The following is a 25854-nucleotide window of genomic DNA, read 5'->3' on the forward strand; positions in this document are numbered from 1 at the left end:
AACACCACCTGCACGTCCGGACACTGGGCGGCGGCGGAGGGGATGACCGAACCGGCGAGCGCCGACGCGCCGAGGCCGGATGCGGCAACTACTGCTGGACATACAAAACGGGCTATTTGACGTGCGATCATGCCGCAATTGTGCCCAGTCGACCCCTCGGCTAAACAGGTGAAAGCATGGAAATTACTGCGAATTCACACAACCCCGGTTTCCTCGGGCTTTGCGGGCTGAGATCGCTTGCGCGGGCGCCCCATCCGGCGCCGCGGCGGCCGGCGATCCGGCGCCCGGCTCGACCGGAGCGACAACGCCGGGGCGGGGCTCGGGCCCGGATCGCGATGTGGTCTGCTAACTGTGACGAGTCGGGCGCACGGTGAAGCCATCGCCGATGCTCGACACGCGGCCCGAGTGAATGCGGCGGCAAAGTTGAACGTGATAGTGCAGGCCCTCAATAAGGTCACGGACCACGTGGCCAATCCGGCCCGGGAGTCGGATGCCGACAAGCTGCGCCGCGCCGTCGCCGGCAAGACCGTGCTGGTCACCGGCGCCTCATACGGCATCGGCGAGGCGACTGCGCGCAGGCTGGCCGCCGCCGGGGCCACCGCGCTGGTGGTCGCCCGGTCCGAGGAACGGCTCGGCGACCTGGCGGCGTCGATCAACGCCGCCGGCGGTCGCGCGATCGCATACCCGACCGACCTCACCGACGAGGCCGCCGTCAGCGCGCTGACCAAGGAGATCACCGAGCAGCACGGCGCGATCGACATCCTGGTCAGCAATGCCGGCAAGTCGTTGCGCCGCTCGCTGCACCACCAATACGACCGGCCGCACGATTTTCAGCGCACCATCGACATCAACTATCTCGGGCCCATCCGGCTGCTGCTGGGACTCCTGCCGGCCATGCGCGAAAGCGGGCGCGGGCACATCGTGAACGTCTCCAGTGTCGGCGTGCGCGTCGTGCCGGGGCCGCAGTGGGGCGCATACCAGGCGTCGAAGGGGGCTTTCGACCGGTGGCTGCGCAGCGTGGCCCCGGAATTGCACGCCGATGGTGTGGAGGTCACCTCCGTCTACTTCGCGCTGGTCCGGACCCGGATGATCGCACCCACGCCCATCCTGGGGCGGCTCCCCGGGTTGTCGGCCGACCAGGCCGCCGACGCGATCGCCAAAGCGATCATCGAGCGGCCCCGCACCAACGAGCCGCCGTGGGTGTTGCCGGCCGAGTTGGCCTCGGTGCTGTTGGCCGGGCCGGCCGAACGCGCGGCCCGGCTGTGGTACCGGCGGTTCTTCTCGGATTCCAGCGAGGCCCGGCGATGAGCGACGAGGGTGTGGTCGGCACCGCGGCCCGGGCGCTGGTGCGGTCGCGACTGCTCGCTCCGCCGTCGCCGCTGGCGGCCCTGCGGCTGATCCGGGAGGCACGCCGGGGCGGCACCAACCCGTACACCCTGCTGGCGGTGACCGCGACTCGATGGCCCAACCGGGCCGCGATCGTCGACGACGACGGCGTCTGGGATTACCGGCAGTTGCAGTCGGCGACCGAATCGCTGGCACGCAGGTTGTCGCGCGAGGGTGTCGGGCCCGGCGACGCGGTGGGCATCATGTGCCGCAACGGCCGCGGTTTCATCACCGGCGTCTTCGGCGCCGCGCTGGTGGGCGCCGACGTGGTCCTGGTCAATACGGACTTTCGCAGCGACGCCCTGGCCTCCGCGGTGAGCGGTCACCGGATCACCGCGATGGTCGCCGACGCCGAATTCGGCGAGCGCGCCCTGGCCGCCGACGGATCGGTCGTCGTGATCGACCCGGCCACGATCGCCGCCCAGGAGAATGAGCCGCGGCCCGACGTGGCCAAGCCGGGCCGGATCATTTTGTTGACGTCGGGCACCACCGGCACGCCCAAAGGGGTGCCGCGCTCACCGCAGCTGCGGTCCGCGGTGGGCGTGTGGGTGACGATCCTGGACCGCACCGGCCTGCGCACCGGGTCGCGAATCTCGGTGGCGATGCCCATGTTTCACGGGCTGGGACTGGGCATGCTGATGCTCACCGTGGCCCTGGGCGGCACGGTACTCACCCACCGCCACTTCGACGCCGAAGCCGCGCTCGCGCAGGCGTCGCTGCATCGAGCCGACGCGTTCACGGCGGTACCGGTGGTGCTGGCGCGCATCCTCGCCCTGCCGGAGCGGGTGCGGGCCCGCAACCCCGTGCCCTACCTGCGGGTCGTGATGTCGAGTGGGGACCGGCTCGACCCCACTTTGGGGCAGCGGTTCATGGACGCCTACGGCGACATCCTCTACAACGGCTACGGCTCCACCGAGGTCGGCATCGGCGCGCTGGCCACTCCCGCGGAGCTACGCGAGGCGCCCGAGACCGTCGGGAAACCGGTCGCCGGCTGCCCGGTGCGCATCCTCGACAAGAACGGCAAGCAGGTCGGTGCGCGCGTTACCGGCCGCATCTTCGTGGGCGGCGAACTGGCCAGCGAGGGGTATACCGGCGGCGGCGACAAGCCCGGCGCGAAGGCCGTCGTCGACGGCATGACCAGCACCGGCGACATGGGCTACCTCGACAACGCGGGCCGCCTTTACATCGTCGGCCGCGAAGACGACATGATCATCTCCGGCGGTGAGAACGTCTATCCGCGGGCCGTCGAAAACGCCCTCGCTCAGCATCCGGCGATCGCCGACAACGCGGTCATCGGTGTTCCCGACGAGAAGTTCGGTCATCGATTGGCCGCGTTCGTGGTGCTGCACCCGGACATTGGCACCGATGAGGCGGAGTTGCGGGAGTACCTCAAGGGCAAAGTCTCGCGATTCGAGCAGCCCCGAGACATCAACGTGGTCACCAGCATCCCGCGCAATCCGGCGGGCAAGGTCGTGCGCAGGGAGCTGTCCGGCTAGGCGCGCGAAACACTCACTGCGGCTTGGGTTCCAGGGCGGCGACCTGCTTGGCCAGCCAGTTGGGCGCCAGCACCGAGACGACGGTGGCGCCCGCGGTGGCGCTGATGACGCCGGTCCAGGCGACCGGGCCCAGCGGCGTGCAACCGAAGAAGTGGCTGACGCCGGGGGTTTGGACGATGGCGACCAGCACGCCCGCGCTCCCCAGCGCCGTGCCCAGCACCAGCGGGCTGTGGCGGCGGGTCAGCAGGGTCTGCGCGAGCTGCGTGGTCACCAGCGCGGTGAGTCCCATTGTCGACGTGCGGCGTTCGGTGCCCGGTGTCCAGCGACCGATGGCCCAGGCCGCCGTCGCACCCGCTGCCGTGATGGCGCCGCGGGTGACGATCTGCCGCATCAGCGGTGCGTCCAGGGAGGGCGGGGGCCCCGACAGCGTGGCCAACTGGAAGGCGCGGTGCAATTCCTCGGCGTCGCGGTCGGCCCCCTCCTCGGCCTCCTCCGGCTCGGAGAACTGCGGGGTGACCGCGACCGCAAGCGCGGGGAACATGTCGGTGAGCAGGTTCACCAGCAGCAGCTGGCGGGTGCCCACCGGCGCCCGGCCGGTGCCCAGGGCGGTGCCGATGAGGGTGAACAGCACCTCGCCGACGTTGCCGCCGACCAGGATGCCCACCGCGTCCCGCACGCCACCCCACATCCCGCGCCCCTCGACCAGCGCGTCGAGCAGCACGCCCAAATCGTTGTCGGTCAGCACGATGTCGGCGGCCCCGCGCGCGGCGGACGAGCCGCGACCGCTCACGCCGATGCCCACATCGGCCATCCGGATCGCGGCGGCATCGTTGGCCCCGTCGCCGACCATCGCGACCGCCTGCCCGCTGTCCTGGAGCGCCGCGACGATCTGCACCTTCTGCTCCGGGCTGACGCGGGCAAAGACCTGGACGTCGGCGGCGACCTTGGCGCGATCCTCCTCGCCGAACGCGACGAGTTCGGCGCCCGTCATCTCACGCGCGTCCGCCGGCAGGCCCAGTTGCCGGGCGATCGCCCGCGCGGTCACCGGGTGGTCGCCGGTGATCAGCACCACCCGCCGGCCGGCTTCCACCAGCGCTTCGATCAGCGGCCGCGCCGACGCCCGCGCGGTGTCCGCCAAACCGACGTAGCCGACCAACTCGAGGTCGTGCGCGGCGGCGTCGACGGCGTCGGCGTCGGTGTCATCCTCGCCGGTCCCGTGCTCCCACGGGCGCTGAGCCACCGCCAGCACCCGCAGGCCCTGCTCGGCAAGGCGCAACACCAACGACTCCGCGCGGTCGAGGTCGGCGTCCGCATCGGCGAAGCGGCAGCGCGGAAGAACTTCTTCCGGCGCGCCCTTGACCATGAGCATCGGGCCGCCGTTCCCGCCGGCCGTGCCGATCGCGGCGGAGTAACCGCGGCTGGATTCGAACGGTACATCCGCGAGCACGGTCCAACCTGAGGCCCACTGGCGGTCAATGGAATTCGCCGCGGTGAGGATCGCCTCGTCGGTCGCGTGCGCGTGGCCGCCCCCGTTGTGGGGCTGCGTGCTGCTGCGCGCGGCGGCCCGCACCACCGCGGCGGACGCCGGGTCGGTCACGTCGGGGAAAGGAGTGTCCGCGTCGGCCCCGTGCGGGACGCCGCGGACGACGCGCAGGCGGTTCTCGGTGAGCGTGCCGGTCTTGTCGAAGCACACCGTCTCGACCCGGCCCAGCGCTTCGACCGCCCGCGGCGTACGGACCAGAACCCCGCGCCGCGACAGCCGCTGGGCGGCGGCCAGCTGGGCCAGGGTGGCCACCAGGGGCAGGCCCTCGGGGACGGCGGCCACGGCGATGGCCACCCCGTCGGCGACCGCCTGACGCAACGTTCCTTGATGTAGCAGCGCCAACGCGGTCACCGTCGCGCCGCCGGCCAGGGTCAGCGGCAGGACCTTGCTGGTCAACTCGCGCAATCGCGCCTGCACCCCGGCCGCGGACTCGACGTCGGCGATCGCCGAAATCGCGCGCTGGGCGGCGGTGCCCGCACCCGTCGCCACCACGATCGCGCGGGCGTGCCCGGCGACGATGGTGCTGCCTTCGAACAGCATGCTGGCGCGGTCGGAGTCGGCGACGGCCACGGGCTCGACCTGCTTGTCCACCGGCAGCGACTCGCCGGTGAGGAAGGACTCGTCGACTTCTAGGTCCTCGGCGACCAGCAGGCGGGCGTCCGCCGGGACCACCTCGGGGGCGGCCAGGTCGATGATGTCGCCGGGGCGCAGCGACTTCGCGTTCACCGAGACCGTCCGTTCGACGGTGCGGGCCGCCTCCAGCCGGCGGTGCGCCGTGGCCACCGCGGGGAGCACCACGCGCCGCGCGGATTGATCCTGCTCGGCGAACAGCTCGGCGACGGCGGCCTCGGCCCGCAACCGCTGCACCCCGCCGGCGACGGCGTTGGCGGTCATCACGCCCGCCACCAGCAGCGCGTCGACGCTGCTGCCGACGATCGCCGAGGCGGCCGCCCCCACGGCCAGGATGGGCGTCAGCGGATCGGACAACTCGGCCCGCGTCGCGGTCAGCAGTCGGCCCACCCGGCTGGCCGGCCCGCGCAGCGGCGCGACCAGCGGGTTGTAGGACAGGTCGTCGAGGAGTTGTCGCCAGGGCGCGGCGCCGGGTTCGACGGCCAGGGGCCGGGTGCGGCTGGCCAGCCGGGCATAGACGATCTCCGGATCGAGGGCGTGCCAGGCGGTCAGCGGCTGCGGTGTCGGGTCGGGCAGCCGAAGCACCCGGGAGGCCGCGAAGGTGCCCTGCATCAGCGCGGCCGCCGCGGCGGCGTTGACCGGGTTGAGCCAGCGCTGCACGGCGAAGGGGCTCAGCGTGCGTGGGTCGCCGGTGACCAGCAGCAGCCCCGCCAGCGTGCTGCCGCCCTTCGCGAGGCGCACCGCGGACTCGGTCGCCGCCCGGGCCACCGGCAGCGCCGACAAGATGCGCACCGCCGCGGCGAGGTCCGTGCCCGTGATGATGTCCGCCGTCCACGGCGTCGCCGCCTGCGGGTCGTCCAGCGCCACCCCGACGTCGGCGATGGCCAGCGCGGCCAATGTGTCGGTGGACGCGAAGTCACGGTGCAGCGCGGTGATGAGCAGCACGGGCCCGCGATCCGTGCGCAGGTCGCGCACCAACTGCAGCAGCGGCGTGCCCGGCGGGTGGCTCACGGCGACGCTGGCGGCCAGGTCCTCGGTGCCGGCGACGTGGCGTAGCACCACCCGGGCGCCCGTCCGGTGCGCGATCTGCAGCAGCGGGATGGCGAACGGGTCGACCTCCCACCCGACGTCGACGCTGCCGACCCGCTCGCCGTCGACCACGAGATCGGCGTGTTCGAGGCCCTGCGCCGGCGTCGCCGACGACCCTTGGGCCCGGGCCCACCGCAGCCGGGCGCCGGTGGCGGGCAACTCGTCCGGGTCCGGTTCGGGGGCTTCCTCACCGTGCAGCAGCGCGTCGGCGACCTCGTAGACGCGGTCCTCGTCCCACCCGGGTATGTCGCCGCGGGCCTGTAGCACGGCGCGGTTGTCGCCACGCAGTGCGGCGCCGTCGACCACGACCACCTTGACCCGGTCGAGGCGCCGCAAGGCGCCTGGGTCGAGAAACAGCTGCCCGGTGTTGGCCAGTCCGCGGCCCAGGACGGCGGCGAACGACTGCCGGCCCGTGTGTGCGGCCCGGGGCACGCCGGCCAGCAGCGCGCCGGCCGCGTCCTCGGTGCCGCCGCCGGCCAGCAGCGCACCCGCCGCGGCCACCAGCGAGGCGTTGGCGGCCTGGTCGGCGTACTCCTCCACCGGCCCGGCCATTGAGCCCTTCGCGGTGTCGATCGCGGCATCGATGGCCCCGCCCACCACCACGTGGGAAGCTTCCCCCGCTGCGGCAGCGGCCCAATTGTGCCGGGGCGCTTGCGATTTGGGGCCAGCCGAGGAGATGATCGGAACCACCGGGGCCTGCGGCCGGTTAGGTGAGGCCAGCTCCGGTTCGCGGTCCCGCCAGCGCTGACGGTGCGCCGCGGCCTCGGAGACCTGCAAGCTTCGTTGTGCCAGGTCCAGCAGCGGGGTGCCGACTGCCTGCGTCAGCCCGTTGGCCAGTGCGGTCGACGCGCTGAGGGCGATGTCGGTGCCGACGCGACCCAGCCGCGACTCCAGCACGGCAACCACCCGCGGCTGATGGTTCAGCAGCGCGGCGGCGGCGCGTGCGCTTCGCGGCGCGACGGGGAGGCGGCCCAGCCAGCCCGTCACCGCGGCTCCGATGGCCGCCACGTCCATGGCCGCGGCGCTGAACGGGACCAGGATCGCCAACGGGTTTCCGGGGTCGGCGAACGGCGCGGTCCGGGATGCCTCCTTGGGGGCGACGAGGGTCAAGTCCGCCGCGACGCGGCAGATCGTCTCGCGAACCCGGTCCAGCACGGCATCGCCATCGGGTTCGTTCTCGAATTCGACCACCAGCCGCCCGAGGGCGCCCTCGACGTGCGCCGAGGCCACTCCCGGAATCCGGCGAACCGGCTCCTCGACCGCCGGCGCGTGCTCGTGCCAGCCCGGGAACGGCAGCAACGGGTCCAGGTCCAGATGCACGCGCCGCCCGCTCTGCCACCGGACCGGCGGGGTGACGCTGGGCCCGGAACCGTTGGTGGAACCGGTCAATCCGACGGCCCGGCCCGTCGTCTGGGCCATCGACTGCACGACCGGGACCGCGAGTTCGGCGACCGGGTTGGTCAACGCCTGCAGCGCGCCCGCCGCCCCGGTCGCGGTGGCCACGCCGGCGCGCACCACCTGCGCGGCCCCGTCGGTCATGCCGGCGACGACGCTGCCAACGCCCGGAATCCTCACTCGGTCACCCTTCGACTACCTCTACCGCGCCTAATGATCCTGGGGGGTTGGGGGCCTGTCCACATTTGCAACGGTGGACGTGCGACGACAGCGGTGACGCCGGTGGGGTCGTGCCTTCCTTCGCTGACCGGTGGTGTTGTCGCTTCCCCTGCCGACAGGTTACCGGCTCGCCGGAAAACCAAACCTGCTGAACAGGCCGGGGTCCAGGAAGACGGTGATGGTGGCGATGCCGGTGGCGTCCGCGGTGAGGACGTGGATGGAATGGGCCCGCATGGTCCCGTCGGGACCGCGGCGGTATTCGGCGACCGCGGGTTGCGCGTTCGCGGCCGTCGGGATCATCGCGATATCACCGGCCTTGGCGAAAGCGCGCGCGGCCAGGAACCGCAGCACCGCGTCGCGACCGGCGAACCACACGGGGAGAGGCGGCATTTCGAGTTTCACCTCCGCCTGCAGCAACGCGGTGAGGGCGGCCATGTCCGCGTTTTCGAATGCCGCGCAATAGCGGTCGAGGAGTTCACGGCGCCCGGCGTCGTCGGGTTCGGACAGGCTTTCCTCGGTGGGGGAGAGCTCGGCGAGCCGGGCCCGCGCCCGCTGCAGCGAGCTGTTGACGGCGGCCGGTGTCGTTTCCAGCAGCTCGGCAACCTCGGCGGCACTGAACTGCACGACGTCGCGCAGGATGAGCACCGCTCGCTGGCGGGCCGGGAGCTCCTGCAGGGCCGTCATCACGGCCAGCCGCAGGCTTTCCCGCGCGGTGACGTTGTCCTCCGGGGTGAACATCAGCGAGTCGGGAATGGGCTCCAGCCACTCGTGTGCACCACCGACCGCGTCGAGGCCGGCGTCCGGGTCGGTCGTTCCGTCACCCAATCCGGCCGGCAGCACGCGGCGCGCGCGGTTCTGCAGCGCCCGCAGGCAGGCGGTCGTCGCGATCCGATACAGCCACGTTCGCAACGCAGCGCGTTCCTCGAACGCCTGGTAGCCGCGCCAGCCGTTGAGATAGGTCTCCTGCACCAGGTCCTCGGCGTCGTGCACCGACCCGAGCATGCGGTAACAGTGCGCGATCAGCTCGGCCCGAAACGGCGCCGCCTGCGCGATGAAGTCCTCTTTCGCCGGCATGGCCTCTCCTGTCTCGGCTGCGACCGAACGCTACTCCAGTACAGAGACGGCGGACCGGGGAAATTCATCGGTCCGCGGGCGATGAATTCCGGTGCTGCGACGTCTCTCAACTAGTGGACGCACATTCCATGAGAGCGAGGAAGAACATGAACGAGCCACTGACAACCGATGGGCTGGCCGGTACCACGGCGATCGTGACCGGGGCGAGCCGCGGATTCGGCCGCGCCATCGCCGGCGCCCTGGCGGTGGCCGGCGCCCACGTGGTCGGCGTTGCGCGCAACGCATCCGGCCTCGACGAGGTGCGCGACGAGCTGGGCGGCGGCTTCGTCCACGTGGCCGCCGACGCCGCCGACCCGGCGACGGCGCAGCGGCTGATCGACGAGTACCGGCCGCGCACACTGGTCCTGTGCGCCGGGGCGACGCCGCGGATGAGCCCACTGCAGGACCAGAGCTGGCACAGCTTCAGCCAGAACTGGAATGTGGATGTCGCGCAGGCGTTTCACTGGATCCGCTACGCGTTGCGACGGCCGCTCGCGCCGGGCAGTTCGGTGATCGCCGTGTCCAGCGGCGCCGCCGTGGCCGGGTCACCACTGAGCGGGGGGTACGCGGGGGCGAAGGCCACGGTCAGGTTCATTGCCGGCTACGCCGCCGTCGAATCGGAGCGGTCCGGCTTGGGGATCCGGTTCGTGTCCGTCCTGCCGCGGTTGACCCCGGTCACCGACCTCGGCGCCAAAGCCGTCGCGGCGTACGCCGAACGGCAAGGGGTCGACGTCGAGTCGTTCGTGCAGGCCGGCGGGCCCGCGCTCAGCGCGGAACAGGTGGGCCAATCCGTCCTTTCGATCGCCGCCGACGGCCGTGGCGGCGGGGACGCGTATCTGCTCACGTCGACCGGCCTGTCGGCAGTGGCCTGACCCCCGAAACCCAAGGAGGACAACGCAATGAACACACCCCCCATCGTGTCGGCACGGGACTGGGCGGCCGCACGCGAACAACTGTTGGTGAAGGAGAAGGAAGTGCTGCGGGCCCACGACGCCCTGGCGGCGGCCCGCCGGCGGATGCCCTGGCTGGCCGTCGACAAGGACTACGCGTTCGAGGGGCCCGAGGGCAGGATCAGCCTGCTGGGCCTCTTCGGGGGCCGGCGTCAGCTGATCGTCTACCGCGCATTCTTCGAGCCGGGCGTGGACGGCTGGCCCGACCATGCCTGCCGCGGCTGCTCGATGATGGCCGACCACGTGGGGCACCTCGCCCATCTGAACGCTCGCGACACCACCCTGGTGTTCGCGTCGCGGGCACCGCAGGCCGAGATCGCGCGGCTGAAGGCGCGGATGGGTTGGCACATGCCGTGGTACACGCTCACCGACGATTTCGATGCCGACTTCGGCGTGGACGAATGGCACGGCACCAACGCCTTCATCCACGACGGTGACCGCGTGTTCCGGACCTATTTCATAAACAACCGCGGCGACGAGGTGATGGGCAACACCTGGAGTTACCTCGACATGACCGCGCTCGGACGCCAGGAGAACTGGGAGGACTCGCCAACGGGCTACCCGCAAAGCGCGCCGTACGAGTGGTGGGAATGGCACGACGCATACGGGGAGCGCGCGCCGTCGCGGTGGTTCGGGGATCCCGATCCGGACAATCCCAATGACCCCCGGCCCGCGCGGAGCGGCTAAATCCGGCAGACCGCAATTCGCGTTTCCGGCCCGAATAACACGAATGCGCGGTAGCCGTCCAACGGCTACTCGCGCACTATTCGGCTGAGTAAATCCGGGCTATAAAATTCGGTGGTTCGCCCTGTTGACGTGGTACCCGGCTGGGAACGACTTCTCGATGACCTGCAGCTGGTGGTCCACCCTGGACTCGAGCTCGAGGACCACGCAGCTGTCGCCGACGGCCGTCGATTCGAGGACTATGTACCGCTGACCGCAATCCATGATGGGATCACCTGAGTGCAATGTTTCGACGGGCACCAATTCCGGGCTTCCGTTTGATTCCACCCATCACACGCTAGGTCAATTTCGCGGGCGAGGGAATAGTTTCCCGATCAGCCTGCGCCCCCGGGCTGCTTGAAGAACACACTGACGCGTGAGATCAGCCCGTCGTCGCCCCGCTCGAACAGGATGCATTCCTTCCACCGCTTGGGGACGCCGTCGATCACGAACGACTCGGTCAGCTCGACATAGGACAAGCGGGTGCTCACGTGTGAAACCCGCTGCACGTCCAGCCGATGACCGTCCAAGTTGGTGAGGACCTTACGTAGGTAGGCGACGTAGTGCTGCTTGCCCTCGACGACGTCGCAGAACGGGCCCTCGCGGGTCAGGCCTTCGTCGCCGACCGTCGTGGCAAGGCCGTCCCAGTCGTGTGCGGCCAGGCAGTCCAGGTAGCGCTCGACTACACCCTGCTCGCTCACCTCGCCTCCACCCACAACACAGTAGGTGACCGGCCGGCCGCGCAACAGGTTTGCCAAAGCGCGGCGCCCGGCCAGTCGGCGCGGGCGAGAATGGGGCGATGAGCGCACCCAGCCCACCGGATTCGCCGCCCGCGGCCCCCAGTTGCTATCGGCACCCCGGCCGGCCGACGTACGTCCGCTGCAACCGTTGTGAGCGCTACATCTGCGGGGACTGCATGCGGGAAGCAGCCGTCGGTCAGCAGTGCGTGGAGTGCGTCCGGGCGGGCGCCCGCACCATCCGGCAGCCGCGGACCCGCTTCGGCGGGCGGCAGCGGTCGGCCACGCCGGTGCTCACGTACGCCCTGATCGCGATCAACGTGGCGGCGTTCGTGCTGCAGATGGCGTCGGGGCAGCTGGAAAGGCAGCTCGCGCTCTGGCCGCCGGCGGTCGCCGACGGCCAGTTCTACCGCCTGGTGACGTCGGCGTTCTTGCACTACGGGGCGACGCACCTGCTGTTCAACATGTGGGCGCTCTATGTGGTGGGGCCGCCGCTCGAAATGTGGCTGGGCCGATTGCGTTTCGGCGCGCTCTACGCGCTCGGTGGGTTGGGCGGCTCGGTGCTGGTCTACCTGGTGTCGCCGCTCGACACGGCCACGGCGGGTGCCTCCGGGGCGATCTTCGGTCTCTTCGGTGCCACCTTCGTGGTGGGCAAACGGCTGGCCGTCGACGTCCGCTGGGCGGTCGCGGTCATCGCGATCAACCTGGTCTTCACTTTCGTTGTCCCGCTTATCAGTTCGCAACGCATCAGCTGGCAGGCGCACGTGGGCGGATTGGTCACGGGCGGGCTGGTCGCCGCGGCCTACGTCTACCCGCCACCACAGCGGCGCAACGCGGTTCAGGCCGCGGTGACGATCGTGGTGCTGGCGGCGTTCGCCGTGCTGATCTGGTGGCGCACGGCGGAATTGCTCGCAGAGTTCTCCGCATGAGCTGGTGGGTCGCCCACGCCGAGCGCACGCTGACCGAGGACGTGCCCGCGCCGCCGGGCGAAGTTCGTGACTTCTACGTGGACCTGGACAACATCAAGCTCGTCCACCCGCTGATCGTGTCCGTGGAGACGCTGTCGCGCACCGAGACCGCGGACGGTGTCGTGCACAGCTATCGGGTTCGGGACCGGATTCCGTTGGGGCCATTCAGGGTGACCATCACCTACCGGGCCCGGCTGCGGGTGCCGGCGGTGGGGGCGGTGCTGACCGAGGCCGACCAGTCCCCGGGGGTTTACCTGCGCGGGACGGTGAGCTTCGAACCGATCGCGGCGGGCACCCGTGTCACCGAGCGAATCCGGATAGCGGCGCCCCGGCTGCTCGCCCCGATGACGACACGCGAGGCCGTCAAGGCGCACATCGAGATGCTGGCCGGCATCCGCCGGCACTTCGAGACATGATGATCAGCGCGGCTTCCACTCCGACGTCAGCGCCGACTCCGACAGATACTTCGTCGAACTCCACCCGCCGTCGACGACGATCGTCTGGCCGTTGATGAAGGCCCCACCGGGCGAGCACAGGAACGCCACCGTGCTTGCCACGTCGTCGACCGTGCCCAGGCGCTGATGCGGTGTCATCTCGGCGTTTATCCGCCGGAACCGCTCGTCGTGCAGGCGATGCTCGGTCATCGGCGTCTGAATCACCCCGGGCGCCACTGCATTACAACGTATCCCCTGCGCCCCGTACTGGCAGGCGATGTGGGTGGTCAGCGCCGTGAGGCCGCCCTTGGCCGCCGAATACGCTCCGCCGCGCAGGCCGCCGACCACGGCGAAGGTCGACGTGACGTTGATGATCGCCGACCCGGGAGGCATGTGCGGCAACACCTCCCGGATGAGGCGGAACGGGGCCCGCAACATCAATCCGAGGAAATGGTCCAGCGATTCATCGTCCGTCTCGTGCACCGGCTTGGGGCTGCCAATCCCGGCGATGTTGACCAGAAAGTCGATGTGGCCCCACCTGTTTAGGGCGGCGTCGGTGATCCGCTTGGGTGCATCGTCGTCGGTGAGATCGACGGCCACCGTCGCCACCCGGTCGGGGTCGCCGATATGGCGCGCCAGCCCGGCGAGCTTCTCGTCGCTTCTCCCGGTCGCCATGACCGCCATGCCCGCCTCGGCGAGCTTGGCCGCGCAGCCGAAGCCGATGCCGCCGCTCGCCCCCGTCACCACCGCTACCTGCATGTCACTGCTCCGCCTCTATGAGCGCCGCCTTGATCCGGTGCTTCAATATCTTCCCCGCGTCGTTCTTGGGCAGCACATCCCAAAGCACCAGCTGCTCAGGGGCTTTGAACCGCGCCAGCCCCGACTCTTCCAGGAAGCCGCGCAGGCTGGCCACATCGAGGCCGGGGCCGCCCGCGGGCACCACGACGGCGCAGGCCCGTTCCCCGGTCCGGTCGTCGGGCAGCCCGACGACGGCGATCTCCGCGATGCCGGGGTGGCCGGCGAGGATGTCCTCGACTTCCTTCGGCGAGATGTTCTCACCGTTGCGGATGATGATGTCCTTAGCGCGCCCGGTGACGACCAGGTAGTCGTCGTCGAGCCATCGCGCCAAATCTCCGGTGCGGAAGAAGCCCTCCTCGTCGAAGGCGTCCGCTTCGTCTTCGAGGTGGTGGTAGCCGGTCAGCATCTGCGGCCCTCGCGCGCGGATCTCCCCGTCGACCAGCTTGACCTCGGCCAGGCCGACGCGACCGTCGGTGTCGGCGGCGTGATCGATGTCCCGCACCGACCCGATCGTGGTGACCGGGACTTCCGTCGACCCGTACACCCGGGTGACGATCGCCGACTCGAAAAAGGCCGCGGCCCTGCGGATCAGCGCGGGCGCCACCGACGCGCCGCCACAGACGAACAGCTTCAGATCCGGGAGCCGGGTGCCGGCGCGCTCCGCGGCGGCCAGCATGTGTTCCAGGAAGGGTGTCGCTCCCGCCATGTGTGTGCACCGCTCGGCCTGCATGAGTGCGACGGCGTCGTCGCCGTCCCACCGGTCCATCAATACCGCGGTCGTGCCCAGCAGCAGCGGGCATTCGAACGCGTAGATGGAACCGCCGATGTGCGCGATCGGCGACGGCACCAGGAACGCGTCGCCCGGCTCGACGAGCCAGTGCTCACCGAGCTGACGGATCAGCGCGTGGATCGAGTTGTGGCTGTGCAGAACACCTTTCGGACGTCCCGTGGTGCCCGACGTGTAGAGGATCATGCGGACGGCATCGGGATGCAGCGTGGGCAACGGCGCGCGTGAGGGCCGCTCCTCGAGCAGCGATTCGTAGGGGACGCCATGCCCATCCGGGCCACCCCGCACGAGCACGACCTCGGGCGGTGACTCCAGTTGCGCGGTCACCCGGCCCAGCATCGCCGCATAGTCGTGATGCCCGAACTGCGCTGGGGCAAAGATCATTCGGCTGGCGGCGTCTTCCAGGACGAACCGGAGTTCGCGGTCGCGCATGGACGGCAGGATGGGGTTGGCCACCAGCCCCGCCAGCGTGCTGCCTAGGTAGATCACCGCGGCCTCGTGCCAGTTGGGCAGCATGAAGGAAACCACGCTGCCCGGCGGGATCCGCGCGTGCAGCGCGTGCGCCAGCGCCGTTGCCTGTCGGTACAGGCTCACACAGTCCAGCCGCCGGTCCCCGTCGACCAGCGCCACCCGCTGCGGCGTGCGCTCGGCGGCCTCGCGCAGCGCGTCGGCCAGCGTGCCGGGGACCCACCAACCGCGCGCGTAGGCCTCGGCGGCGCGTTCGTCGTCCCACCGAACCCGCCGCCCGCCGATCAGCTTCCGGGTGGATGCCATTGCGGCAGCTTAGCCACGAACCCGCCGCATCGTCATCGAGTGCCGGAAGCGCGATGCGGGATGGGTGTTGATGGTGACCTGGGCGACCCGCCCGTCGGAGGTCGTGTACGTCCGTTGCACCTGCAATGCCGGTGTGCCCGAATCGATCTCGAGCCCGGCCGCCAGGTCCGGGGAGATGACCACTGCGGCGATCTCCTGCTGGACCTCGACGACGCTGAGGCCGAACAGGTCTTCGATGAGCGGGAAGATGGGGCCCTCGTGACGCTGCAGGAACCGGCCGACGCCGGCGAACGCGCGGTTGATGTAGTACTCGGTGCGGCAGAGCGCGGACCCGGGAGAGTCGCTGGTGACGGTTCGCCGGAAGCCGCGCACGGTCAGCCATTGTTCGCCGGTCGTCAGCCCGGTCCGGGCGGACAGTTCGTCGTCGATGGTGACCATGGCGACCGATTCGATGGCGAATCGGGTGTCCGTCGCGAACGCCAGCAGGTCGTTGATCGACATGACGTGCTGGACGTAGGAGTCGGCCGACGGCCGCGGCACCACGAGGGTTCCGGTTCGTGGGCGCGACGACACCAGGTTGTCCTCGCGCAGGCGCCGCAGCGCCTCCCGAATGGTGTAGCGGCTCACCGCGAATCGCTCACACAGTTCGTGTTCGGTCGGTAATTGCGAGCCCACCGGATAGACGCCTTCCACGATCTCTTTCCGCAACGTGCGGGCGACCTGCAGGTACCGGTGGTCGACGACTCTGGTTTCGGTCATCTCGCCCCTTCAGGATTCCCGCCGCAATGCCAGCACGCTGCCGTCGGCGTCCGCCGAGATGTACAGCGTGCCGTCCGGACCGGCGGCGATACCGGCGAACGGGCCCTGCGGCCCGGAGAAGGGCGGCATGCCACGCAGCGGCTTGGGTGTCACGCCGGGCGGCGCACCCACCGGCAGGCCCGACGCGATGGGGCGGCGCGCGCCGGTGTCCAGGTCGACGGCGACCAACTGCTTGGCGCCCGCGTCCACGACGTACAGCTGCCCGTCGCGCACCAGGATGCCCTGGGGCCGCTGCAGGCCGTCGCATACCGTGCCGCCCGCGCCGCCCAGTCGGGCCACTCGCCCGGCGCCCGCCTCGGAGACCAGGCATCCCCCATCGGGGGCGATGGCCACCCCAACCGGTTCGCTGAGCCCGGTCGCGACCACCTCGACCGCGCCCGACCGGATGGACAGCACCCGTCCCGCGCCCAGTTCCGCCGTCAGCACGGCACCACCCGGGGCGACCGCAACCCCGTAGAGCTGATCGAAACCCTCTGCCAGCACCTGGCTTTCGCCGCCGGCCGGTCGATAGCGGGCCACCTGCCCGTTGGATGTCGTGACGACGAACTCGCCGTCGGCCACGGCGGCAATCCCGCGCAGGAAGCCCGGATAGCCCGGGCTGAAAAGCATTCCGGCGGTTCGCAACGAACCGTCGGAGAGGAGCGCATAAAAGTACGTCCCATCGGCGATGTAGAGATTGCCGTCGGAACCGACCGCCAGGTCCAGCGGCCAATTCAGCCCCCCCGGCAGGACGGTCTGGGTACGGCCGTCGCCGAGGATCTCGGTGATCTCGCCGGTGAAGTTCGAGGCGAACAACCGCTCACCGAGGAACGTCAGGTTGTCCAGTCCGGGATTGAGCGTGGCCAGCACGGTCCGGTCGCCGTTGCTTGGATCGATGCGCAGCACCTGGCCGCTGTGCACCTGCGTCGACACGATGCGCCCGCGGGAATCGAACTTCACCGCGTCGGGGACACCCAGGTCACCGGCCACCCGCTCGGGGTCGCCGCCGCCGGGGTCGATGCGCCAGATCTCGTTGGCCCCCATCAGCGGGAAATACAGCATGCCGTCGGGCCCGACCTCCATCGCGTTGGGCGACGGCGCGTTCTCCAGCAGCACCCGCGCCGCGCCGCCCGCCGGGTCGAGCTCGAGCAGGCGGCCCCCGTCGCGGCATTCGCCGATGAACAACCGGTCCCGGTAAAACGTGATGCCGTTGGCCGACGGCACGTCGTCGCGCAGCACCCGGGTGCGGCCCGCCGGATCGCGCACGCTCACCCGGCCGTCCATGACCTCGGTCGCGAACAGGTTGCCGTCCGGGTCGAAGGCCACGTCGTCGGGCGCGATGATGTCGCCGCCCTTGGCGCTGACGACGTCCAGCCGACCGGTCGCCGGGTCGAGGGCGCTGATCTGGCTGCCGGTCACCTGGGCGATGTAGATGCGGCCGTCCGGGCCGGTGCGCAGGCCGTTCGCGCCGAAGAGCCGGCTCGGGGGCGTCAGGCGGGCGAGACGGAAGCCATCGGCCACGCTCGGCGCCCGCTCGGGGGAGAAGCGACCCTGCGACTGTGACAATCCGGCCATCACCGCTCGCACGTTAGCAATCGACCAATAGTCCAGACAATAGCCTTCGTCCGATTCGATCCGGCACTTGACGGGCCGCCATGCCCGAGAGAATCATGCTCTCTGATGAGTGCACATCATTATCTTGTCCGGACAATTGGTTGACCCGATGGTAGGCGGCCTGCTGAGCCTGGACGGGCGCATCGTCGTGGTCTCCGGCGCGGCTGGCGGTGGCATCGGGACCATCGTCACCCGCATGGTCGCCGAGGCCGGCGCGACCGTAGTCGCGGTGAGCCGGGGGCAGGACAACCTCGACCGGCACCTCGGGCCGCTGCAGGCCGAGGGCCTGGCCGTCGTGCCCGTCGCGGCCGACGCCGCTACCGAAGACGGGGTGCGCGCAACGATCGACGCCGTGCGGGGGGCCGACGGTGAACTGCACGGGCTGGTCAACGTCGCCGGCGGCGCGGACCCGTCGACGTGGATGCCGTTGACCCGGGTGACGCGCGCCGACTGGCGCGACCTGTTCACCCGCAACCTCGAAACGATGTTCTTCATGAGTCAGGCGGTGGCCGCGGAACTGAAGGGCCACGACCGTCCGGGCTCCATCGTGTCGATCTCGTCGATCAGCGGCATGAACGCGGCGCCGTTCCACATCGCCTACGGCACGGCCAAAGCCGCGATCGTGGCGGCAACCCGCACCATGGCGCTCGAACTGGCCGACAGCGCGTCCCCGATCCGCGTGAACGCCGTGGCGCCGGGCGTGACCGAGACACCCGCGTCGGGCACCTATGTCGACTCCGATCCCGAACGCGACCGCCGCGCCATCGCGATGGGTCGCCGCGGGCGGCCCGCGGAGGTGGCCGGCGCGGTCCTCTTCCTGCTGTCGGACCTGTCGAGCTACATCACCGGACAGACACTCCTGGTGGACGGCGGATTGAACCTCAAGTGGGGGCACCTGGGCGCCGACAACACCTCGGTGTTCCTCAAGGACGAAACATTCCGCGCGGCGATCACGCGCTGGGACGGGTAGAAAGCGAGGGACCCGATGACACAGAACGGCGCGGCCGCGCCTGAGGAGCTGACCGAACCGGTCACGATCCCGGTGGAGGCCTACCTCTCCGAGGAATACCTGCGCGCCGAGCGCGACAAGCTCTGGCGCAAGGTGTGGCAGCAAGTCGGGCGCGTGGAAGACCTGCCCAAGGTCGGTAGCTACCTCACCTACGACATCCTGGACGACTCCGTCGTCGTGATCCGCACCGGATCCGACACGCTCAAGGCTCACCACAATGTGTGCATGCACCGCGGCCGCAGGCTGGTCGACACCCCGGACGGCGCGAGAAACGCTTGCGGCCACAAGAAGTCGTTCGTGTGCGGGTTTCACGGGTGGACCTACGACCAGGACGGCGCCTGCACCCACGTCCCCGAGCGGCAGGACTGGCAGGGCGCCCTGACGCCGGAGAACACCCACCTGGCGCCGGTCAACGTCGACACCTGGGGCGGCTGGGTCTGGATCAACATGGATCCGGCGTGCGAGCCGTTGCGGGACTACCTCGAGCCCGCCGCGACCATGCTCGACCCGTTCCGCCTGCAGGACATGCGCTGCAAATGGCGGAAATGGCTGCATTTCGAATGCAATTGGAAGGTCGCGATGGAGGCCTTCAACGAGACCTACCACGTCGCCACCACTCATCCGCAGTTCAACAAATTCGGCAACTTCCGCGGCTGGGCGATGGCGCAGGGCAAGCACAGCAACATCGGCTACGACGCGCCCAAGGGGCTCGAAGAGACCAAATCGAAGATCCGCCTGGGCACCGGTGCGGACCCGCGGATTTCGACGGCCGAGATGCAGGTCTACACGCTGGAGGAAACCAACGCCACCACCACCAGGACCCTGGTGGAGGCGGCGCGCCGGCTGGTCGACGAACTGCCCGCGGACACCCCGGCCGGCCGGGTGCTCGAGCACTGGCTGTCGTCGGCGCGGCGCGACGACGCCGCGCGGGGCGTCGAGTGGCCGACCATCGACCCCGAACACCTGGCCAAGAGCGGGACCGCGTGGCAGATCTTCCCGAACTTCCAGATCGGCCAGGGCCTGACCACCGCGCTGTGCTACAGCGCCCGCCCCTTCGGCTACGACCCCGACAAGTGCATCTTCGAAGCCTCGTGCTACGAGCTCTACCCCAAAGGCGAAGAGCCGCAAACCGAATGGGTGTACGCACCGCCGGATGATCCGAACTGGCGCAGCGTGCTGCCCCAGGACTTCTCCAACATGGCCGCCGTCCAGCAAGGCATGAAGTCGTACGGCTTCCGCGGCCCCAAGCCCAACCCGTACATGGAACGCAGCACCGCCAACCTGCACCGCAACCTCGCCCGGTACCTGGGCACCGGTGCCCCGAAGGAACTAGCAACGGAGATACAACGATGAAGGTCAATCTTGGTTTCGGCGCACACAACTCCCACGACTGGGACCGCGTGCTCGCCGAAGATTTCAGCCGGCCGCCGGCCACCCCGGACTGGGAGTGCGTCCAGGCGACCCTGGCGATCGCCGACCTGGCCGAGCCGCTCGGGTTCGACGGCATCTGGATGCCCGAGCACTGCGGGACGCCATATGGCATGACGCCCAACCCCATTCAGGCACTCAGTTATTTCGCCGGCCGCACCGAGCGGGTCGCCCTGGGCACCTTCGTCGCCGTCGCGCCGTGGTGGCATCCCGTCCGGCTCGCGCACCAAATCGCCTACCTCGACATCCTCTCCAACGGCCGCTACACCACGATCGGGATCGGCCGCGGGGTCTCGAAGGGAGAGTTCGACGCCGTCGGCGTGCCGCGGGAGGAGAGCAGGCAGCGGTTCAACGAGACCCTTGACATCCTGCAGCTGGCGTTCTCCGGTGAGCGATTCTCCTACGACGGGGAGATCTTCAAGGTCCCCGAGATGTCACTGCGCCCCGAACCGCTTAGCAGCGACCTCTTCTCACGCATCTACAGCTCGTCCTCGACCGCCGAGTCGCTGGAGATCCTGGCCCGCCGCGGCATGGTCCCGCTCTTCGTCGGCAACAAGCCGATCGAGGACGCCGGACGGGAAGTGCAGAAGGTCAACACGTTCCGCAAGGAGGAGGGCCTGCCGCCCTGCCAGCCGAAGAACGTGATGTTCATGTACTGCACCACCGGTGACCCCGCGGCATCCGAGGAGTGGATCTGGACGGCCAACCGCGACGTCACCGTGCACTACGGGTTCGCCGATGCCGCAAACTTCAAGGGCGTCAAGGGTTACGAGGCCTACGCCGCGCGGGAGGCGACCGCGACGGCCGTCCTCGCTTCGTCCGTCACCGGTGACGCCAAGGCCGGCCCGTCCAAGACGCCGGGCTACCACGCGTCCAACCTGCTGATCGGGACGCCGGAGGAGATCTTCAACCGGATCAAGGCCGCCCAGGAGGCGTGTTCGTTCGCGGAGCTGACGATCGTCCCGCAGTTCGGCACCATGCCCTACGCCGAAGCGATGGCCAGCACCGAACTGTTCGCCAAGGAGGTGCTGCCCGCCGTGCAGAAGATGGACGCACCCCTGCACGCCGCGGCCCTACCGGAGAACGCCCTGGCATGACCAACCCGGATTGCCCGCCATCGCAGACGCCGGACGACGTCGACTTCGAGGCGCTGCGCGAGAAGTACCGCCGGGAGCGCGAGAAGCGGCTGCGCCCGGAGGGATCCAAGCAGTACGTCGAACTCGTCGACGACTTCGCCGGATATTACGAAACCGATCCGCATTCACCGCCGTTGGTGCGGGACCCGATCTCGGCGGACATCGACGTCGCCGTGATCGGCGGCGGCTTCGGTGGCCTGCTGTGTGGCGCCTACCTGAAGAAGGCGGGCGTCGACGATGTCCGCATCATCGAGCTGGGCGGCGATTTCGGCGGGGTCTGGTACTGGAATCGGTACCCGGGCATCCAGTGCGACAACGAGTCCTATTGCTACGTACCACTTCTCGAGGAGCTCAACTTCATTCCGTCGAAGAAGTTCGCCGACGGTGCCGAGATCTACGACCACTGCCGGCGCATCGGGAAGCACTACGGGCTCTACGACTCGGCCATCTTCTCCACCCAGGTCCGCGAGCTGCACTGGGACGAGCCCGGCAAGCGCTGGCGGATCAGCACGGACCGCGGCGACGACATCCGGGCGCGCTTCGTGGTGATGGCCTCGGGGCCGTTCCACCGGCCCAAACTGCCGGGCATACCGGGAATCAATGACTTCAAGGGCCACAGCTTCCACTCCTCGCGCTGGGACTACGAGTACACCGGCGGGGACACATCCGGTGGGCTGGACAAGCTCGCCGACAAACGCGTTGCGGTGGTGGGCACCGGGGCGACGGCCATCCAGATCGTGCCGTTCCTGGGCCGGCATGCCAAGCACCTCTACGTCTTTCAGCGCACGCCCTCTTCCGTCGGTGCGCGCAACAACGCGCCGACCGATCCGGAGTGGGTGAAGACGCTCAAGCCGGGCTGGCAGAAGGAGCGGCAGCGCAACTTCCATGCCTGGACATTCGAGGGGATGGCGCTGGGCCAGCCGGATCTGGTCTGCGACTTCTGGACCGAGCTGGGCCGCAACACCGCGGCGCGGGTCCTCGCGCTGGCCGATCCGGCCGCTATGACGCCGGAGCAGTTCATGGCCATCCGTGACGAGGAAGACTTCAAAGTGATGGAGCGGCTCCGGCGCAGGGTCGAGAGCCTGGTCGAGGACCCCGAGACCGCCGAAGCGCTCAAGCCCTACTATCGGTTCCTGTGCAAGAGGCCGACCACCAACGACGAATACCTGCAGACCTTCAACCGTCCCAACGTGACCTTGGTCGACGTGTCGGCCAGCAAGGGCGTCGAGCGGGCGACCGCGAATGGATTGGTGGCCAACGGTATTGAGTACGAGGTCGACTGCATCATTTACGCCAGCGGCTTCGAGATCACGACCGAGATCAGCCGCCGGTATTCCATCGACGCGATCGAAGGCCGCGACGGGGTGTCGCTCTTCGACTATTGGCACGACGGGTACCAGACGTTGCACGGGATGACGAGCCGCGGCTTTCCCAACCAGTTCTTCACCGGGTTCACCCAGGTGGGCATCTCCGCGAACATCGCCGCCAACTATGAACTGCAGGGCGAGCACATCGCCTACATCATTTCCGAGGCCCTGGCCCGCGGCGCGACCACCGTCGAACCCAGCGAGGCCGCCCAAGACCAGTGGTGCCAGACGGTCAAGGACACGGCGATCGACAACAGCCAATTCGACATGGAGTGCACGCCGGGCTATTACAACAACGAAGGTGGCGGCGGTGGCGAGGGCATCCGCTCCCACCTCGGCGAACCGTACGGGCCGGGGTTCTACGCCTTCAGTGACCTGCTGGCCGAATGGCGCGCCAAGGGTGACCTGGACGGCCTCGTGCTGGGATCGTAATGGCGCAACTGAGATTCGACAATCGGGTGGCGGTGGTGACCGGCGCCGGCCGGGGGCTGGGCCGCGAGTACGCGCTGCTGTTGGCCGCCCGCGGAGCCAAGGTCGTGGTCAACGACACCGGGGGCGCACTGACCGGCTCGGGCGCCGACGCCGGTCCCGCGCACGACGTGGTGAGCGAGATCAGGGCCGCGGGCGGCGACGCGGTCGCGTGCACCGAATCGGTCATCACGCCGCAGGGCGGCCAGGCGATCATCCAAGCCGCGCTGGACAACTACGGACGCATCGACATCTTGATCCACAACGCCGGCAACGTCCGGCGGGGATCCCTGAAGGAGATGAGCTACGAGGACTTCGATGCCGTCGTCGACGTTCACCTGCGGGGCGCCTTCCACGTCGTGCGGCCGGCGTTCCCACTCATGTCCGACGCCCACTACGGCCGCATCGTGTTGACCTCGTCGATCGGCGGCCTGTACGGCAACCACGGCGTCGCGAACTATGCCGCCGCCAAGGCGGGCCTGCTCGGTCTGTCCAACGTCGTCGCGCTGGAAGGCGCGGTCGACGGGGTGCTCTGCAACGTCATCGTGCCGTCGGCGGTGACGAGAATGGCCGAGGGACTGGATATCTCGGCCTATCCGCCGATGGGCACCGAGCTGGTTGCGCCCGTGGTGGGCTTGCTGGCACACGAAAGCTGCCCGGTCACCGGCGAGATCCTGGTTGCCATCGCCGGCCGCGTGGCCCGCGCGGTGATCGCCGAGACCCCCGGCGTGCATCGATCGTCATGGTCGATCGAGGACGTGGCCGAGCAGATCGACGCCGTCCGCTATCTGGCCGCGCCCCTGGTGTTTCCCGTCGTGCCCGACGGTCACGGCGAGCACATCCGCTACAGCTTCGGAACCGCGGCGCGCAACGAAGGCGTGCGCAATGTCTAGCCGCGGGCCCGGCCCGCTCACGGGCGTGCGCGTCGTCGACCTGACGGCGATGGTGATGGGTCCCTACTGCACGCAGATCATGGCCGACATGGGCGCCGACGTCATCAAGGTCGAACCCCCGCAAGGTGACGACACGCGTTATGTGTCGGTCGGGCCGGCCCGGGGCATGGGTGGCGTCTTCGTCAATGTCAACCGCGGCAAGCGGGGGATCACCGTCGACCTGCAGTCGGATTCGGGCAAGGCCGTCCTGCGCGCGCTCATCGAACGGTCCGACGTTTTCATCCACTCGATGCGCTCCAAAGCGGTTGCCCGGCTGGGGTTCAGCTACGACGAGGTGGCGGCGATCAATCCGGGCATCGTCTACACCAACTGCTACGGCTACAGCCGGCGCGGCCCCAACAGGGACCTGCCCGCCTACGACGACACCATCCAGGCCGCGTGCGGGTTGCCGTTCGTCCAAGAGCAGTTGACGGGTGAACCAAATTACGTCGGAACGATCATGGCCGACAAGGTCGCCGGCCTCACCGCGCTCTATGCCACGATGATGGCGCTGTTCCATCGCGAGCGCACCGGTGAGGGACAAGAGGTCGAAGTCGGCATGTTCGAGACGATGGCGTCGTTCATGCTCGTCGAACACGCCAACGGCGCCATGTTCGATCCGCCCCTGGGCCCCGCGGTGTATCCGCGGACGGTGGCGCCGAACCGGCGGCCGTACCGCACCAGTGACGGCTACATCGCCGCGCTGATCTACAACGACAAGCATTGGGCCGCCTTCATGGCCGCGGTGCGGCCCCCGTGGCAGAGCGATCTGTACGCCACACTCGAGCGGCGCGCGCGCCAGATCGACGCCGTGTACGCGCTGCTGGCCGAGACGATGGCGCAGCGGACGACGCAGGAGTGGCTGGATCTGTTCCGCGAACTCGAGATACCGGCCGCGTCGCTGGCCAGTCCGGCGACCCTGTTCGACGACGAGCACCTCAACGCCGTCGGCTTTTTCGAGACCGTGCACACGCAGCACGGCCCGGTGCGGTTCCCCGGTGTGCCGACCTGGTTTTCCCGCACGCCGGGCCGCGTCGCCGGGCCGGCCCCGGAGCTCGGCGCGGATACCGAAGAGGTACTCGAGGAGCTCGGGCTGGCCCTGGTCGACGTGAACGCCGACGTGAAACCGGCCGGGCCCGTATAGCACGCGCGACACCGGCCAAAAGCGAAGCAGGTCTTCGCGTGTCTCCGGTCGATCCGGCCGCGTCGCCTTTAAGCTGGCTCCGATCAAGAGGAGGGGCAGCGACGTATCGGCATCAACTATGGCGCCGGGCGACATGGTGGTCAGGGCGCGCTAACCGCGAGCGCTGAGCCGGGCGGGACCAATCCCGCGCCGGCCTGTCGTGCTCGGCAGCCCCGCTGGGTCGCTCCCGTGCGCAGGGCCGGTCGGCTGGCGATCTGGGACAAGCCGGAGCGGCGCAGCGGCATTCCCGCGCTCGACGGGTTACGCGCGATAGCGGTCGCGTTGGTGCTGGTCGGCCATGGCGGCATCCCCGGGGTGAGCGGCGGATTCATCGGCGTCGACGTCTTCTTCGTGCTCAGCGGGTTTCTGATCACCTCGCTGCTTTTGGACGAGCTGGGACGCACCGGCCGGATTGAGCTGACCGGCTTCTGGATTCGCCGTGCGCGCCGGTTGCTGCCGGCCCTGATGTTGATGGTGCTCACCGTGGCGGCGGCCCGCCAACTGCTTCCCGATCGGTCCCTCACCGGCCTGCGCGACGACGCCATCGCGGCGTTCGTATGGATGGCGAACTGGCGGTTCGTCGCCCAGAAGACCGACTACTTCACGCAGGGCGCCCCGCCCTCGCCGCTGCAGCACACCTGGTCGCTCGGGGTCGAGGAGCAGTACTACTTCGTGTGGCCGGTGCTGCTGATCGCGGTGACGCTGCTGCTGGCCGCGCGGGCCAGGCGCCGCTCCACCCGGGCCACCGTGGGCGGAGTCCGCTTCGCCATGTTCGTCATCGCCACCGTGGGGGCGCTGGCTTCGGCCGCGATCGCCATGGGGATGGTGTCCGACGACACCCGCGACCGAGTCTATTTCGGCACCGACACCCGCGCGC

The 25854-nt window shown here is 69.5% G+C and carries 20 protein-coding genes and 2 pseudogenes; 13 read left to right on the top strand and 9 right to left on the bottom strand.

All coding sequences use genetic code 11. From position 1 onward, the window contains the following. A pseudogene (locus A5756_RS26345) lies at window positions 1-131 on the bottom strand (cutinase family protein); the annotation flags it as partial. A gap of 292 nt (window positions 132-423) precedes the next feature. Between A5756_RS26345 and A5756_RS02585 the strand changes: the two are divergent. Both A5756_RS02585 and A5756_RS02590 read left to right on the top strand, forming a co-directional pair. Beyond that, window positions 424-1308, top strand: coding sequence for an SDR family NAD(P)-dependent oxidoreductase (locus A5756_RS02585; RefSeq protein ID WP_066946511.1), 885 nt, complete (start codon window positions 424-426; stop codon window positions 1306-1308). Then, a complete protein-coding gene (locus A5756_RS02590) occupies window positions 1305-2882 on the top strand; it encodes an AMP-binding protein (RefSeq protein WP_066946453.1) in 1578 nt (525 codons plus the stop codon). The genes A5756_RS02585 and A5756_RS02590 overlap by 4 nt, the downstream gene beginning before the upstream one ends. Window positions 2883-2895: 13 nt before the next feature. On the opposite strand, the gene A5756_RS02595 is transcribed toward A5756_RS02590, so the two are convergent. Both A5756_RS02595 and A5756_RS02600 read right to left on the bottom strand, forming a co-directional pair. Next, window positions 2896-7719: a cation-translocating P-type ATPase gene (locus A5756_RS02595; RefSeq protein ID WP_066946456.1), complete on the bottom strand. Its 4824-nt coding sequence runs from the start codon at window positions 7717-7719 to the stop codon at window positions 2896-2898. 159 nt (window positions 7720-7878) lie between these two features. Beyond that, window positions 7879-8859, bottom strand: a pseudogene (locus tag A5756_RS02600) (sigma-70 family RNA polymerase sigma factor); the annotation flags it as partial. Between the two features lie 119 nt (window positions 8860-8978). On the opposite strand from A5756_RS02600, the gene A5756_RS02605 reads away from it, so the two are divergent. Together A5756_RS02605 and A5756_RS02610 are read left to right on the top strand one after the other, a co-directional pair. Continuing rightward, window positions 8979-9743: an SDR family NAD(P)-dependent oxidoreductase gene (locus A5756_RS02605; RefSeq protein WP_066946462.1), complete on the top strand. Its 765-nt coding sequence runs from the start codon at window positions 8979-8981 to the stop codon at window positions 9741-9743. A gap of 27 nt (window positions 9744-9770) precedes the next feature. Further along, window positions 9771-10508: a DUF899 domain-containing protein gene (locus A5756_RS02610; protein WP_066946465.1), complete on the top strand. Its 738-nt coding sequence runs from the start codon at window positions 9771-9773 to the stop codon at window positions 10506-10508. A gap of 99 nt (window positions 10509-10607) precedes the next feature. On the opposite strand, the gene A5756_RS26350 is transcribed toward A5756_RS02610, so the two are convergent. Continuing rightward, entirely contained in the window at window positions 10608-10832 is a 225-nt protein-coding gene (locus A5756_RS26350; RefSeq protein ID WP_082959971.1) for a hypothetical protein, read from the bottom strand. A 47-nt stretch (window positions 10833-10879) separates the two neighbouring features. Beyond that, window positions 10880-11245: a nuclear transport factor 2 family protein gene (locus A5756_RS02620; RefSeq protein WP_197505726.1), complete on the bottom strand. Its 366-nt coding sequence runs from the start codon at window positions 11243-11245 to the stop codon at window positions 10880-10882. A gap of 98 nt (window positions 11246-11343) precedes the next feature. Here A5756_RS02620 and A5756_RS02625 point away from each other — a divergent pair, with 98 nt between their 5' ends. Both A5756_RS02625 and A5756_RS02630 read left to right on the top strand, forming a co-directional pair. Beyond that, on the top strand, window positions 11344-12210 hold the full coding sequence (locus A5756_RS02625) for a rhomboid family intramembrane serine protease (protein ID WP_082959972.1): 867 nt from the start codon (window positions 11344-11346) through the stop codon (window positions 12208-12210). Next, window positions 12207-12665 (top strand): SRPBCC family protein, encoded by a 459-nt coding sequence (locus A5756_RS02630; protein WP_066946472.1) that lies wholly within the window; start codon window positions 12207-12209, stop codon window positions 12663-12665. Before A5756_RS02625 ends, A5756_RS02630 begins: the two co-directional genes overlap by 4 nt. 3 nt (window positions 12666-12668) lie before the next feature. On the opposite strand, the gene A5756_RS02635 is transcribed toward A5756_RS02630, so the two are convergent. The 4 genes from A5756_RS02635 to A5756_RS02650 are packed head-to-tail and all read right to left on the bottom strand — an operon-like array spanning window position 12669 to window position 17415. Next, entirely contained in the window at window positions 12669-13442 is a 774-nt protein-coding gene (locus tag A5756_RS02635; protein ID WP_066946475.1) for an SDR family NAD(P)-dependent oxidoreductase, read from the bottom strand. 1 nt (window position 13443) lies between these two features. Then, entirely contained in the window at window positions 13444-15042 is a 1599-nt protein-coding gene (locus A5756_RS02640) for an AMP-binding protein (protein WP_066946478.1), read from the bottom strand. A gap of 9 nt (window positions 15043-15051) precedes the next feature. Next, complete coding sequence (locus A5756_RS02645; RefSeq protein WP_066946482.1) at window positions 15052-15801, bottom strand: GntR family transcriptional regulator; 750 nt, start codon at window positions 15799-15801, stop codon at window positions 15052-15054. A gap of 9 nt (window positions 15802-15810) precedes the next feature. After that, window positions 15811-17415, bottom strand: coding sequence for an SMP-30/gluconolactonase/LRE family protein (locus tag A5756_RS02650; RefSeq protein WP_066946485.1), 1605 nt, complete (start codon window positions 17413-17415; stop codon window positions 15811-15813). A gap of 148 nt (window positions 17416-17563) precedes the next feature. On the opposite strand from A5756_RS02650, the gene A5756_RS02655 reads away from it, so the two are divergent. From A5756_RS02655 to A5756_RS02685, 7 genes are all read left to right on the top strand, one after another. Beyond that, entirely contained in the window at window positions 17564-18424 is an 861-nt protein-coding gene (locus A5756_RS02655) for an SDR family NAD(P)-dependent oxidoreductase (RefSeq protein WP_066946488.1), read from the top strand. 15 nt (window positions 18425-18439) lie between these two features. After that, window positions 18440-19816 carry an SRPBCC family protein gene (locus tag A5756_RS02660; protein ID WP_066946491.1) on the top strand — a complete coding sequence of 459 codons (1377 nt, stop codon included), beginning with the start codon at window positions 18440-18442 and terminating at the stop codon, window positions 19814-19816. Next, window positions 19813-20988, top strand: coding sequence for an LLM class flavin-dependent oxidoreductase (locus tag A5756_RS02665; protein WP_066946495.1), 1176 nt, complete (start codon window positions 19813-19815; stop codon window positions 20986-20988). Before A5756_RS02660 ends, A5756_RS02665 begins: the two co-directional genes overlap by 4 nt. Next, window positions 20985-22826: an NAD(P)/FAD-dependent oxidoreductase gene (locus tag A5756_RS02670; RefSeq protein WP_066946499.1), complete on the top strand. Its 1842-nt coding sequence runs from the start codon at window positions 20985-20987 to the stop codon at window positions 22824-22826. Before A5756_RS02665 ends, A5756_RS02670 begins: the two co-directional genes overlap by 4 nt. After that, a complete protein-coding gene (locus A5756_RS02675) occupies window positions 22826-23755 on the top strand; it encodes an SDR family NAD(P)-dependent oxidoreductase (RefSeq protein WP_066946502.1) in 930 nt (309 codons plus the stop codon). Before A5756_RS02670 ends, A5756_RS02675 begins: the two co-directional genes overlap by 1 nt. Further along, window positions 23748-24938, top strand: coding sequence for a CaiB/BaiF CoA-transferase family protein (locus A5756_RS02680; RefSeq protein WP_066946507.1), 1191 nt, complete (start codon window positions 23748-23750; stop codon window positions 24936-24938). The genes A5756_RS02675 and A5756_RS02680 overlap by 8 nt, the downstream gene beginning before the upstream one ends. Window positions 24939-25166: 228 nt before the next feature. After that, on the top strand, window positions 25167-25854 hold a 688-nt coding region (locus tag A5756_RS02685), incomplete at its 3' end, for an acyltransferase (RefSeq protein ID WP_156659170.1).

It is taken from the genome of Mycobacterium sp. 852002-53434_SCH5985345, from assembly GCF_001667155.1.
Lineage (GTDB): Bacteria > Actinomycetota > Actinomycetes > Mycobacteriales > Mycobacteriaceae > Mycobacterium.

Bases quoted from the DNA above. Each gene is read 5' to 3' on its own strand.
- A5756_RS02590 (WP_066946453.1), top strand. From the start codon at position 1,305: ATGAGCGACGAGGGTGTGGTCGGCACCGCGGCCCGGGCGCTGGTGCGG.
- A5756_RS02605 (WP_066946462.1), top strand. From the start codon at position 8,979: ATGAACGAGCCACTGACAACCGATGGGCTGGCCGGTACCACGGCGATC.
- A5756_RS02610 (WP_066946465.1), top strand. From the start codon at position 9,771: ATGAACACACCCCCCATCGTGTCGGCACGGGACTGGGCGGCCGCACGC.
- A5756_RS02625 (WP_082959972.1), top strand. From the start codon at position 11,344: ATGAGCGCACCCAGCCCACCGGATTCGCCGCCCGCGGCCCCCAGTTGC.
- A5756_RS02630 (WP_066946472.1), top strand. From the start codon at position 12,207: ATGAGCTGGTGGGTCGCCCACGCCGAGCGCACGCTGACCGAGGACGTG.
- A5756_RS02635 (WP_066946475.1), bottom strand. From the start codon at position 13,442: ATGCAGGTAGCGGTGGTGACGGGGGCGAGCGGCGGCATCGGCTTCGGC.
- A5756_RS02640 (WP_066946478.1), bottom strand. From the start codon at position 15,042: ATGGCATCCACCCGGAAGCTGATCGGCGGGCGGCGGGTTCGGTGGGAC.
- A5756_RS02645 (WP_066946482.1), bottom strand. From the start codon at position 15,801: ATGACCGAAACCAGAGTCGTCGACCACCGGTACCTGCAGGTCGCCCGC.
- A5756_RS02650 (WP_066946485.1), bottom strand. From the start codon at position 17,415: ATGGCCGGATTGTCACAGTCGCAGGGTCGCTTCTCCCCCGAGCGGGCG.
- A5756_RS02655 (WP_066946488.1), top strand. From the start codon at position 17,564: ATGGTAGGCGGCCTGCTGAGCCTGGACGGGCGCATCGTCGTGGTCTCC.
- A5756_RS02660 (WP_066946491.1), top strand. From the start codon at position 18,440: ATGACACAGAACGGCGCGGCCGCGCCTGAGGAGCTGACCGAACCGGTC.
- A5756_RS02665 (WP_066946495.1), top strand. From the start codon at position 19,813: ATGAAGGTCAATCTTGGTTTCGGCGCACACAACTCCCACGACTGGGAC.
- A5756_RS02670 (WP_066946499.1), top strand. From the start codon at position 20,985: ATGACCAACCCGGATTGCCCGCCATCGCAGACGCCGGACGACGTCGAC.
- A5756_RS02675 (WP_066946502.1), top strand. From the start codon at position 22,826: ATGGCGCAACTGAGATTCGACAATCGGGTGGCGGTGGTGACCGGCGCC.
- A5756_RS02680 (WP_066946507.1), top strand. From the start codon at position 23,748: ATGTCTAGCCGCGGGCCCGGCCCGCTCACGGGCGTGCGCGTCGTCGAC.